Genomic DNA, 12,723 nt, shown 5'->3' on the forward strand with positions numbered 1-12,723 from the left:
TCGCGTTCTCGCTATTTCTCCGGGCGCTTGCCTCCGAAGCGCAGCCAAATGGTTCCGAGCGGCGGCAACGTGACGTGTGCGCGGCCGCTGGGGTCTGTTCCGACGGCGCCAAAGTTTCCGACGCCGGAACCACCGAACGCGGTGGCGTCGGAGTTCAGCACTTCGTACCAGGCGCCATCATGCGGCAAGTCCAGCGGCAGTTGGGTAATGGTGCCGCCGGAGAAATTCGAGATGCTCACAACCGTACCGTGCGGCGTGATGCGGGCGAACGCGATCACGTCGCGGTTTTCGCTCGGTGCCCCCAGCAGGCGGAATGATCCACCGTCGCTATCGCGCCGCCACAGCGGCTCGAGCTCGCGGTATGTGCGGTTGAGATCGGCAACGAAACCGGAAAGCTGTTGGTGTGACGGCTGCTCCAGTAGGTACCAGTCGAGCCCCCGAGCCTCCGACCACTCCGACATCTGGCCGAACTCTTGGCCCATGAACAGGAGCTGTTTGCCGGGATACGCCCACATATACGCGAGGTAGCCGCGCGCACCGGCGAGCTGATGCTCGTGGCTACCGGGCATCCGCGTCATGAGCGTGCCCTTGCCGTGCACGACCTCATCGTGACTAATCGGCAACACGAAGTTCTCGCTGAACGCGTACACAAACGTGAACGTCATTTCGCCGTGGTGGTGGTTGCGGTACAGCGGGTCAACGCTCACGTAGCGCAGCGAGTCGTTCATCCACCCCATGTTCCACTTGAAGCCGAAGCCCAATCCGCCACGGCTCGTCGGTGCCGTGACACCGGGAAAGCTCGTGGACTCTTCGGCGATCATCGCGATGCCGGGGTGCTTTTTGTAGGCGGTCGCATTGACCTCCTGCAAGAAGTGAATCGCTTCGAGGTTCTCGCGCCCGCCGTGAATGTTGGGCGTCCACTCGCCGTCTTCGCGCGAGTAATCGAGGTACAGCATCGAGGCGACCGCGTCGACACGGAGGCCATCAACGTGGAATTCTTCGAGCCAATACAGCGCGTTTGCAACCAAGAATCCCCGCACTTCGCTGCGGCCGTAATCGAAGATGTACGTGCCCCAGTCTTTGTGCTCGCCACGCTGCGGGTCGGGGTGTTCGTACAGCGCTTCACCGTCGAATCGCGCGAGTGCGAAGGCGTCTTTGGGGAAGTGCCCGGGCACCCAGTCCATGATCACGCCGATATCGGCCTGGTGCAGGCGGTCAATCAGATATCGGAGGTCGTCAGGCGTGCCGAAACGGCTCGTCGGCGCGTAATAACCCGACACCTGGTAACCCCACGATCCGCCGAAGGGGTGCTCCGCGAGCGGCATGAACTCGACGTGCGTAAAGCCCAGCGACGTCACGTAGGGGATGAGCTCGTCGACCAGCGCCCGGTACGTGAGACCGGGGCGCCAGGAACCAACGTGCAGCTCATAGATCGACATCGGCTCGTGCGCAGGCTCGCGTCGGGCGCGAGACGTGAGCCAATCATCGTCATGCCATTCGAACGACGATGCCGTGACAACCGACGCGGTCAATGGCGGAACCTCCGCAGCACGCGCCATCGGATCTGCTTTCAGCACCCAGTCGCCACGCTGGGTGCGAATTTCAAACTTGTACGTGGATCCGGCGCCCACCGCGGGGATAAACAACTCCCACACGCCGCTTGAGCCCAACGAACGCATCGCGTGGAGGCGACCGTTCCAGTCGTTGAACGAGCCCACGACGCGCACCGCGGTCGCGCGCGGTGCCCACACGGTGAACGATGTTCCGCTGACGTCGCCGTTGGTTGTCACCTGAGCGCCCAGCGCCCGCCACAGCTCTTCGTGGCGGCCCTCACCGATGAGGTGCAGATCGAGTTCGCCGAGTGTGGGTGTGTGACGGTACGGGTCATCCGCTCGCGACGTGTGCCCGCCGTACGTCGTCTCGATGTCGTACGCTGTGGTTCCGGCGGGCACAGCACCGTGCCAAATGCCGTCGCTCCAGTGGCTGAGCGGCGCACGCGTGCCGTCCGGCAGCACGACCGTGACGGCGTCGGCTAGCGGCCGCAGGGCGCGTACGACCTGAGTGGAACCATTGGTATGCGTTCCGAGGACATCGTGCGGCGCGTGCCACCGGCCTTCGCCAATGGCTTGGAGGATTTCGCTCTCATTCATCGTTTCACCCACAAAACATGTGCCGGCTGTGTGAATGCGTCGAGCCGGACGTAGTTATGGTCGCTCCAGGTCCACTCAGAACCGGTGAGCACGTCAACGACCGGGAACTGCTCACCGAGTGGAATGCCGAAGACGGTGGTGTCAAGGTGCACCATCGTCTCTCTTACGGAATGGGGGTCGACGTTGACGACAACGATGATGGTGTCGTCGCGGCCGCTGGGGCTGAGCGCGGCGTCGACATGCTTGGAATACACCAGGATCGAGTCGTCTTCGGACTCGTGCACGGTGAAGGATCGAAGCTGTTCGAGCGCGGGGTGCACGTCGCGAATTGCGTTCAGCGTGCGCAAGAGCGGAGCGAGCGAATCGCCGGCGGCTTCGGCGGCGACGAAGTCACGCAGCTTGTACTCGTACTTTTCGCTGTCGATGTTCTCTTCAGCGCCGGGGCGGGCGACCGATTCGACAAGCTCGTAGCCCGCGTACACGCCCCACGTGGGAGCGGCGGTGGCAGCGATGATCGCGCGGATCGCGAAGGCCGCGCGGCCGCCGAACTGCAGGTATTCGGTGAGGATGTCTGGGGTGTTGACGAACAGATTGGGCCGCAGGAAGTCGGCGGTTTCGGTGGCGAGCCCGGTGAGGAACTCTTCGAGCTCGGCCTTCGTGTTGCGCCACGTGAAGTACGTGTAGCTCTGCTGGAACCCGGCCGCGGCGAGAGCCTGGAGCGGCGCCGGCCGCGTGAATGCCTCGGCGAGGAAAACGATGTCGGGGTTCTCACGCAACACCTCGGCGATGAGCCACTCCCAAAACTGGAGTGGTTTCGTGTGCGGGTTGTCGACGCGGAAGATCGTGACACCCTGCGCGATCCAGTGCTTGACGACGCGGAGCACTTCGGCGCGAATACCCGCGGGGTCGTTGTCGAAGTTGATGGGGTAGATGTCTTGATACTTCTTCGGCGGGTTTTCGGCATACGCGATCGTGCCGTCGGGCAGCGTCGTAAACCACTCCGGGTGCGCTTTCACCCACGGGTGATCGGGTGCCGCCTGCAGAGCGAGGTCGAGGGCGATCTCGATACCCTCTTCCTTTGCCGCAGCGACGAACGCGCGGAAGTCGGCCATGGTTCCGAGATCCGGGTGCACTGCGTCGTGGCCACCCGCGGCGGAACCAATGGCCCAGGGGGAGCCTGGGTCACCTTCGACGGTCGTGAGGGCGTTGTTCGGACCCTTGCGGTTGATCGTGCCAATCGGGTGAATGGGTGGGAGATAGACAACGTCGAAGCCCATGCCAGCGACCTGCGGGAGGCGCTTTTGAGCCGTGGCGAAGGTTCCGGAAGCGATGGTGCCGTCTGCGCGGCGCGTGGCGCCTTCGGAGCGGGGGAAGAACTCGTACCAGCTGCCGACGCCGGCGCGTTGGCGTTCGACGAGAAGCCTTCGTGGTGCGTCGACGGTGATGAGCGACATCACCGGGCGTGCGTAGAGGAGGGTCGTGAGAGCCGGGTCGTCGACGACCGCGAGGGCCGCGGCGGTATCGGCGGTGGCATCGCGCAGTGTCGTGATCGCGGCCTTGAGTAGCTTCTTGTCTTCGGCGGGGTGCTTGCCGGAGGCGATGGCGCGTTCTAGGACGAGGGCGCCAGCCTCACGCATGACGGCGACGTCAACGTCGACCGCAAGCTTGAGGTGTGCGGCGTGCTGCCACGTCGCGAAATCATCGGCGAAAGACTCAAACTGGTATGTCCATTCGCCCTGTTCGAGGGGCGCGAGCAGTACCTGCCAGCGGTCCAGACCCGTTCCGGTGTTTTGCAAGCGGTGCAGACTCTGTTCGCCACTGGGGGCGGTGAGTCGCACCTGAACGCCAATGAGGTCATGACCTTCGCGAAATGCGGTCGCACCGAAGGGGATGACTTCGCCGACATATCCCTTCGGACGATAGGAACCCGGAGCCGCTGGCACGACATCGCTGAGGGGGATGCGTCCGCTCAGGGTGTCGCGCTTTTTCTGCCACGCCGGAGCGGGCCTTAGCGGGATGGGGTGCGAACTACGAACCGATGCGATGCTCAAAAGTGTGGCCACATTGTGAATCTACCGCTGTAATGCGTCGCGTGGGTGTGCAGGGCGTCACACGCGCGTCACTCGGCGGCGAACAGGTGCATCGCAGTGCCCTGAAGCGGAACCAGGTCGCCGGCCGAGAAGGTGGAGCGGGCTGGCAGTGGGGCCTCTTCTTCGCTCGACCACAGGGAACGGAATCGTGTAACACCGGATACGGATGGCAGCGTCACTTCGACGGGAGACTCTTTGCCATGCACGATCAGCAGGATGCGATTGTGCGGCTTGCCGGTGGCGGGTGTTTCGGCGGAGAAGTACTGCAGGGTGCGGTGCTCGGGGTCTCGCCACCGGTCACCGGCCATGGTCTCGCCATGTTCGTCGTACCAGTCCATCTCACTGGAACCGGGTACGTGGCGGCCGAGCTCGTCGTAGCGGGCGGGGCGGAGAGCGGCGTTTGCTTTGCGGAGCCTGATGAGGGTGGCGACGTGGTCGCGCAGGTCAATCTGCCACTGTGCCAGTTGCCACGACAGCCACGTGAGCTCGGAGTCGTGGCAGTACGCGTTGTTGTTGCCGCGCTGCGTGCGCCCAGTTTCATCACCCGCGGTGATCATCGGCGTGCCCGCCGACAGCAAGAGCGTGCCGAGCAGGTTGCGCATTGCCTTTCGCCGGAGAGCGCGAATCACGGGATCATCGGTAATGCCCTCGGCGCCATGGTTGAACGAGCGGTTGGTGTCGGCGCCGTCACGGTTGTGTTCACCGTTATCGAGGTTGTTCTTCGTGGAGAACGACACCAGGTCGCGCATCGTGAACCCGTCGTGCGCGGTGACGAAGTTGATGCTCGCGAGGGGGCCGCGTTCGGGGGAGAAGGTCTTGGACGAGCCAGCCAGACGCGTTGCAAAGCCACCAATGCCAGCGGGGGCCACACTCGCGCGGCGAGCGTAGTCAATGTCACTCAGCCAGAAGTTGCGTACGCGGTCGCGGTAGCGGTCGTTCCACTCTTGCCAACCGTCACCAAATGCCCCCGTCTTCCAGCCGTCGATGCCGACATCCCATGGTTCCGCTATCAATTTCGTGGTCTTCAGAACGGGGTCGTTCATGATGGCCTGCAGGAGCGGGTGCTCTGCGGTGAAGATGTGGTTTTCGTCACGACCGAGGGCGGTGGCGAGGTCAAAGCGGAACCCGTCGATCTGGACGTCTTGGGCCCAGTAGCGCAGAGAGTCCAGCACAAGGCGAGCGGCTGCGGGCGTTGCGGTGTTAAGAGTATTGCCGACCCCGGTGGTGTCGATGTAATCACCGGTCTCGGGGTTCTGCCGGTAGTAGGAGGCATCATCGAGTCCGCGCAGGCTTGAGGTGGGGCCGCCGGGGCCCTCTTCTGACGTGTGGTTGTAGACAACGTCGAGGATGACTTCGAGCCCGGCGTCGTGGAGGGCCTTCACCATCTCTTTGAATTCGCGGAGGACGGCGCTGGGCCCTTCGCGGCGCGCGGCGATCGTCGCGTATGGCGCGTGGGGCGTGAAGAAGTTGAGGGTGTTGTAGCCCCAGTAGTTGGCGAGCCCCTGTTGCAGGAGCCGTGGTTCCGAAATGAAGTGATGCACCGGCAGGAGCTCGATCGTCGTGACGCCCAGGGTTTGGAAGTGCTCGATCATTGCGGGGTGGCCGAGTCCCGCGTACGTGCCGTGCAGAGCGGCGGGCACATCGGGGTGACGCTTGCTCATGCCCTTGAGGTGGCCCTCGTAGATGATCGTCTCGTCGAGGGGGATAGCGGGCTTCGTCGTCGTTCCCCAATCGAACGCGGTGTCGACAACGACGCTCCGGAAGTCGTCGTAACCGTGTCCCTGTGCGAGACCGCGGGAATAGGGATCGATCAAGAACTGGTCCTTATTGAACCGGGTGCCCTCGGGGCCATCAGCGCGGAAGGCATAGTGCGTGCCAACGGGGAGAGCGTCAGTCGTGGCCTCCCACACGTCGCCGTCCCGCTTCGTGAGGGGAACGGTACGGGTCACCCAATCGAGGTCAGCTTCGTTGAAGGTAACGAGTTCAATCGCCGTGGCGCGCTGCGACCAGACGCGGACGGTGGTGCCGTGATCGCCGAGTGTGACGCCGAGGTTGTCGAGCGTTGTGTCGAGTAGTGCTTCGCGCAGGCCAGATGCGGTCACGTCGGTCGTCATGCGTTACAGCATAGGGGCACGTGTTTACTTCGGTGCCTGCTGCGGCTCAAGGGTGACAACATAGAAGGATGACGGTGTATTTGGATCACGCGGCGACCACGCCGCTTCGGCCCGAGGCGCGCGAGGCGTGGCTGGCGGCGATCGACACCGTCGGCAACCCCTCGTCGATTCACCGGTCGGGCCAGGCTGCACGCCGGGTGTTGGAAGACGCGCGGGAACGGCTGGCCGTCGTGCTCGGGTGTGACGCCATTGAGGTGGTGTTTACCTCTGGCGGCACCGAAGCGATCAACTTGGCGGTGAAGGGATTGTGGTTCTCTCGCGCTGCCGATCGTTCGGTTGTCGTGTTGCCGGATGGTGAGCACCACGCGACACTCGATGCGGTGGAGTGGTTGCGCACAAGTGAGGGTGCTGACGTGCGGCCGGTTGCTCTCGATCGTTATGCGCGTATTGGCGTCGACGCTTTTGCCGAGGCGCTCGCGGCAGACGTGGCTGTCGCCACCGCGATGGTTGCGAACAACGAAGCCGGAACCATTAACGATGCGATGGCGCTCGCGGCGGCTGCAGCTTCGGCTGGGGTTCCGCTGCACTTGGACGCTGTGGCTTCCTTCGGCCACGTTGATTTGCCTTTCTCTTCGTTGGCGCGGACGGCCGCGGGCGGCGCTCACCTGATGAGTGTTTCGGCGCACAAGATTGGTGGGCCGCCGTCGATCGGTGCGCTCGTCGTGTCGCGCCAAGCCAGCATTACCGCGTTGCACCACGGCGGTTCGGCTCAACGCGGGTTGCGTGCGGGCACACCCGACGCGCCCTCGGCGGCCGCCTTTGCCGCGGCCGCGGAGGCGACGTTTGCGGAGCGTGTGGAGGAAGATGCCCGACTGCGGCAGCTTCGCGACGCACTCATCGCTGGTGTCGGCTCCGTGGTTCCGGAGTCTGAACTCCTTGGCGACCGTGATGAGCGGCTACCGGGCAATGCGCACTTCTTGTTTCCGGGGGCGGCGGGGGAGTCGATGCTGTATTTGCTCGACGCCGCCGACATCGCTGTGTCGACCGGATCGGCATGTCAGGCCGGAATCGCGGAACCATCACACGTTGTGCAGGCCATGGGTCGGAGCGAGGCGGATGCGCGTAGCGTGTTGCGCATGACGGTCGGGCGCACGACGACGGCCACGGATATTGACGCCGTTGTTGCGGCGGTGGGCGACGCGTACCGGCGGGCGTCGGGGCGGCGGTAGGTTTCTGCTTCGGTTGGGTTCTTCGCGCCTGCGGGTGTTTGACGTTTGGGCGTTGCCGAGCCTCCCAGGTTGATCGGTCGTAAACTGGTACCTATGCGTATTTTGGCAGCCATGAGTGGTGGAGTGGACTCTGCCGTTGCTGCGGCTCGTGCGGTTGAGGCCGGACACGAGGTTGTCGGCGTTCACTTGGCGCTGTCGCGCGCCGGCGGCACGTTGCGCACCGGCTCACGCGGATGCTGCACGATTGAAGACGCGATGGACGCTCGTCGTGCCGCCGACAAGCTCGGGATTCCGTTTTACGTGTGGGATTTCTCGGAGCGGTTCCGCGAAGACGTCATCGCCGATTTCGTCTCGGAGTACCAGGCGGGCCGCACGCCCAACCCGTGCATGCGGTGCAACGAGAAGATTAAGTTTGCTGCTCTGCTGGAGCGCGCGATTGAGCTCGGCTTCGACGCCGTGTGCACCGGACACTACGCGAATCTCGTTGAGGGCCCGGGCGGTCTCGAACTGCACCGCGCGGCGGACAACGCGAAAGACCAGTCGTACGTGCTCGGTGTATTGACCACCGAGCAGCTTGCGCACACATACTTCCCGCTCGGCTCGACGCCGACGAAAGCGCTCGTGCGTGCCGAGGCTGCTGAGCGCGGTCTGACCGTCGCGCAGAAGCCCGACAGCCACGACATTTGCTTCATCCCCGACGGCGACACCAAGGGTTGGCTGGCTGAAAAGGTTGGCACCGCGACGGGTGACATTGTTGACCGTGAGGGCAACGTTGTCGGCTCGCACGAGGGTGCGCACGCGTACACCGTCGGTCAGCGCCGCGGCCTGCACCTGGGTGTGCCGGCTGCCGATGGCAAGCCGCGTTTTGTGCTTGAGGTTCGCCCGGTGTCGAACACGGTTGTGGTCGGCCCAAAGGCCGCCCTGGCGACGGCATTGATTGCTGGCGCTCGCTACTCGTGGGCCGGCGCTGGGCCGGTGGAGACGGAATTCCGTTGCCACGTGCAGATTCGTGCGCACGCAGAGCCGGTTCCGGCTCTCGCCGTTGTGTCAGATGACGCCGTGACTGTGACGCCCGACGAGCCCCTCGATGGTGTCGCACCCGGCCAGACCGCGGTGCTCTACATCGGCACCCGCGTACTCGGTCAGTTCACGATCGACCGCACCGAATCCGCCGTCCCCGTCGGGTAATCGCGTACGGGCTTCTATGCCCGCGTCGATTTGATGAGCCCGTGCTACCGCCTTCAACGCGCGGCGCCCGCACTCAGCTGCACCCGTGGTTCCGCCGTTGCGCACGACCGTTATGCAGGAACCGGCAGCCGTGCCTCCGGCGTGTTGGCCGCAACACGCCGGGTGGGGCACCGTCGGTTCCGACGTAACGGGGTGGCTGCGGGCGAAGGCGAGCCGCCCGACGCAGTGTGAGTTGTTCATACCCAGTGTCCGATGCGCGGCCTATCGTTGATGTGTGAACGGTTCTGAGCACACGACGCCCACCGACCTTGCCACGGCTCGCACCGAGGCCGAGCGTCTGACGACGCTGATTCTTGACGCCCGCGATCAGTACTACGGTGCTGACCGGTCGCTTGTCGACGACGAGACGTACGACGGTTGGATGCATGCGCTCGAGGCGATTGAGCAGGCGTTCCCTGAGCTGGCGGGGCAAGATTCGCCTACCCAGACCGTTGGCGCCGCTGAGAACAGCATGCTCACGCCCGTCGAGCACGCCGAGCGCATGCTGAGCCTCGACAATGTGTTCTCACCCGAAGAACTCTCTGACTGGATGACGAAGACGAAAGCCGCAGCCGGCGGTTCCGTCCGCTGGCTCACCGAGTTGAAAATCGACGGTCTCGCTATATCGCTTCGCTACGAAAACGGTGTGCTGACCTCGGCTGCAACCCGTGGCGACGGACGCGTCGGTGAGGATGTCACCGTGAATGCCGTGCGTGTCGCCGGTATCCCGACGCGCCTTAAAGGCACCGGGCACCCGGCGATCGTTGAGGTGCGCGGCGAAGTGTTCATTCCCGTCGTCGAGTTCGAGGCGCTCAACGCTCTACAGGCGCGTATGCGCGAAACCGTCGCCGCCGACTTGATCGAACGCCGCGGCTTCACCGCCGAGGCCGCCAAGAAGTCGGCAGAGCGTCGTTTTGCCGCCTTTGCGAACCCGCGTAACGCGGCGAGCGGCGGCTTGCGCCAGCAGCTGGAGAAGAAGGAGGGCCTCGAGCTTGAAGCTGGCGAAGCTCGCATCAAATCGTTGCGTCTGTATGTGCACGGCATCGGGGCGTGGCCGGAACCACCGGTTGCGTCGCAGAGTGAGGTATACGAATTGCTCGCGAGCTGGGGTCTGCCGATGAGCCCGCACTTCCGCACGTTTGAGTCCAACGCTGAGGTCGCGGAGTTTGTCGAGTACCACGGCGAACACCGTCACGACATTGAGCACGAGATCGACGGCGTCGTCGTGAAGGTCGATGATCTTGCGATGCACGCCGAACTCGGCATGACGAGCCGCGCACCGCGTTGGGCCATCGCGTATAAGTACCCGCCGGAGGAGGTGCAGACGCGTCTGCTCGATATTGTCGTGTCAGTCGGCCGCACCGGTCGCGCAACCCCGTTCGCGGTGATGGCGCCCGCACATGTTGCGGGGTCTGTCGTGCGCCAGGCGACGCTACACAATCAGGAGGTCGTGAAAGCGAAGGGTGTTCTCATCGGAGACATGGTCGTCTTGCGAAAAGCCGGTGATGTAATCCCAGAAGTCCTCGGCCCGGTAGCTGAACTTCGCGATGGTACCGAGCGTATGTTCGTCATGCCGACCGAGTGTCCTGAATGCCACGCTGAGTTGCGACCAGCTAAGGAAGGCGATATTGATCTTCGTTGCCCGAACTCTCGCTCCTGTCCGGCACAGGTTCGCGGTCGAGTCGAGCACATCGGATCCCGCGGCGCCCTAGATATCGAGGGGCTCGGCGAGGTGTCTGCAGCAGCGTTGACTCAACCCGTCTATCCAACACAGCCTCCGCTTGACACCGAAGCCGGCCTGTTTGACCTGACGCTGCGCGACCTTTTCCCGATTGACCTGGTGGTTCGCGACTCCGAAACCGGTCTCCCGAAACTTAAGGAGGATGGTACCCAAGACACTCGCTCCCCCTTCCGACGACAGCGAAAGAAGGGTGACCCGACATTTGACGCGGAGGGCGAGTTTGACGGCGACGCCGACTACATTATTTCGGCAGCGGCCGTGCAGCTCCTTGCCGAGTTGGAGAAGGCCAAGACGAAGGACTTCTGGCGATTCTTGGTGTCGTTGAATATTCGTCACGTTGGCCCCGTGGCAGCTCGTGCGCTCGCGCAGTGGTTCGGCTCGATCGAGGCTATTCGCTCGGCGACCCGCGAAGAACTGGCGGCGGTGGAGGGCGTCGGCGGTATCATCGCTGACTCGCTCATCGACTGGTTTGCCGTCGACTGGCACGCTGACATTGTTGCGCGGTGGCAGGCCGCCGGAGCGCAGTTGTTCATTCCGGGCCACCCCGGCCCGGGTGCCGCCGATTCTGTCGGCGGCGTGCTCTCCGGGCTGACGGTTGTCGCCACGGGTTCTCTTGACGGCTACACCCGCGAGGGAGCGGAGGAGGCAATCATGAAGGCCGGGGGCAAGGCGGCGTCGAGCGTCTCGAAGAAGACTGACTTCGTGGCAGCTGGCCCTGGCGCTGGTTCGAAACTTGCAAAGGCCGAAGCGCTCGGGTTACGGATTCTCGACGCGGCGCAGTTCCACATTCTCGTCACGCAAGGGCCTGACGCTTTGGACTAACCTCGCTACGGTTGATCACCGCCATCACAGTGGCGGCGACACCGAACCAATCGTGCACGATCATCGCGTAATCGAAACGAACGGTTGTATATCCGAGGCGGAGCGCCGCGGCATCTCGCATCAAGTCGTCGTGCCGCTTTGATGCCGAGGCATGATTCTCCTTGCCATCGATTTCGAACAGCACGAAACCGTGGCGAAAATCGATGTAGCCGACGCCGGTCAGTTTGACCTGAGATTCCAACTCGATTCCCAGTGCAAGCAGGCGGTATCGAAAGATGGATTCGAGACCGCTATCTGCGTTGGGACGAGCTTGGCGGAGCCGTGCCGCCAGTGCTTTCGGCGCGGCAGCAATGATTTGCGCGCGATCCCGGGCAGAAACAAGCCGATGCCGCCACGCCGATTCAAACGCGGCGAAGAAGGCCTCGTGAGTGAGACATTGCAACGCGGTAATGAGTGCGTCTGCGCAGCTGGCGGAACCGAGGCGCGTCTGACCGTCGTGATGATGTACGACACATTCGCAAAGGTCGTGCTCGAAGACACGGCCCTTGCGGCCAACATCGACATGCAACGCCGTTGGCTTGTCGAAAATCCACACGCCGGCGGCCACGAGCGCCGACACGCACGTAAGTCGACCGCCGTGACGTGCCGCCGTGGTGGCAGCTGACTGCGCGGACGTCGCGTATACACCCTTGCGAACGCGACAGATCTCGCCGCGCCGGTAGGCGGAGCGGATCGAATCGCGTGTGACCCCGAGAGCGCTGAGCTCGCGCGTGCGGGCAACGCCGCCGATCTTTGTGAGCGCAGTTGAAGCAAACATGAAGCAACCGTCCCAACCGTGTCGTAGCGCGCGCGCTCGGCCTGGCCAAGTGTGGACAAACCTGCCCTGCGCACTCCCTGTGGAGGATCCTCTTCACGCGAGCCCATGGTTCCGGTTGCTGTTATGCAGGAACGACCGGGGCGTTGCCCGGAGTGTTGCGGGCGACACGCCAGCTTGAGAGCTCTTGGTTCCGACGTAACGGGCGGGGAGCGGCTGGAGGGTGCTGCGGAGCCGCGGCGTGAGGACCGAGGGAGTGGAACGGCCGGAGGGCGCCGCGGAATCACGGCGTGAGCACCGAGGGGGCGAACGTGCGGAGGGTGCGTCGGAATTTCGAGACGGGGGAACAGGGAGCGGAACCAGGGGGTGGCGCGGTTGAGGGGAAGACGAAGGGCGGGTGCGTGAAGAACATGAACTGCTCCCCGGAAGTTGGACTGAGAAATCAGATACCAATTTTCGGGGAGTTTTTCTATGCGTGCACGTTCCGCACTTTCACCCAAGCAACGCGAACTCGCAGTCGGATGCTTTGAGGAGGG

Annotated in this window: 7 protein-coding genes and 1 pseudogene; 3 read left to right on the forward strand and 5 right to left on the reverse strand. The window is 63.8% G+C overall.

Going from position 1 to position 12,723, the window contains the following annotated elements:
* Nucleotides 1-11: 11 nt before the first annotated feature.
* From glgB to glgX, 3 genes are read right to left on the reverse strand one after another with little or no spacing between them, the layout of a single operon-like run.
* Nucleotides 12-2,150, reverse strand: a complete 2,139-nt coding sequence (gene glgB, locus ACQUSY_RS08915; RefSeq protein ID WP_428904130.1) for a 1,4-alpha-glucan branching protein GlgB — start codon at nucleotides 2,148-2,150, stop codon at nucleotides 12-14.
* Nucleotides 2,147-4,213 carry a maltotransferase domain-containing protein gene (locus ACQUSY_RS08920; RefSeq protein ID WP_428904131.1) on the reverse strand — a complete coding sequence of 689 codons (2,067 nt, stop codon included), beginning with the start codon at nucleotides 4,211-4,213 and terminating at the stop codon, nucleotides 2,147-2,149. Before ACQUSY_RS08920 ends, glgB begins: the two co-directional genes overlap by 4 nt.
* Before the next feature lie 56 nt (nucleotides 4,214-4,269).
* The gene (gene glgX / locus ACQUSY_RS08925; RefSeq protein ID WP_428904132.1) at nucleotides 4,270-6,354 is read right to left on the reverse strand and encodes a glycogen debranching protein GlgX; all 2,085 of its coding nucleotides are present in this window, start codon (nucleotides 6,352-6,354) and stop codon (nucleotides 4,270-4,272) included.
* A 68-nt stretch (nucleotides 6,355-6,422) separates the two neighbouring features.
* Between glgX and ACQUSY_RS08930 the strand changes: the two genes are divergently transcribed.
* The 3 genes from ACQUSY_RS08930 to ligA all read left to right on the forward strand — a co-directional run bounded on the left by ACQUSY_RS08930 (nucleotide 6,423) and on the right by ligA (nucleotide 11,373).
* Nucleotides 6,423-7,583 (forward strand): cysteine desulfurase family protein, encoded by a 1,161-nt coding sequence (locus tag ACQUSY_RS08930; protein WP_428904133.1) that lies wholly within the window; start codon nucleotides 6,423-6,425, stop codon nucleotides 7,581-7,583.
* A 93-nt stretch (nucleotides 7,584-7,676) separates the two neighbouring features.
* A complete protein-coding gene (gene mnmA, locus ACQUSY_RS08935; RefSeq protein ID WP_428904134.1) occupies nucleotides 7,677-8,771 on the forward strand; it encodes a tRNA 2-thiouridine(34) synthase MnmA in 1,095 nt (364 codons plus the stop codon).
* 274 nt (nucleotides 8,772-9,045) lie between these two features.
* Complete coding sequence (gene ligA, locus ACQUSY_RS08940) at nucleotides 9,046-11,373, forward strand: NAD-dependent DNA ligase LigA (protein ID WP_489685721.1); 2,328 nt, start codon at nucleotides 9,046-9,048, stop codon at nucleotides 11,371-11,373.
* Here the strand turns inward: ligA and ACQUSY_RS08945 are convergent.
* Complete coding sequence (locus ACQUSY_RS08945; RefSeq protein WP_428904138.1) at nucleotides 11,345-11,968, reverse strand: DUF559 domain-containing protein; 624 nt, start codon at nucleotides 11,966-11,968, stop codon at nucleotides 11,345-11,347. The genes ligA and ACQUSY_RS08945 overlap by 29 nt on opposite strands.
* A 93-nt stretch (nucleotides 11,969-12,061) precedes the next feature.
* A pseudogene (locus tag ACQUSY_RS08950) lies at nucleotides 12,062-12,190 on the reverse strand (DUF559 domain-containing protein); the annotation flags it as partial.
* Between the last annotated feature and the right edge of the window lie 533 nt (nucleotides 12,191-12,723).

The sequence above is a fragment of the Microbacterium daqui genome, from assembly GCF_050408675.1.
In the GTDB taxonomy this organism is placed as follows: Bacteria; Actinomycetota; Actinomycetes; order Actinomycetales; family Microbacteriaceae; genus Microbacterium.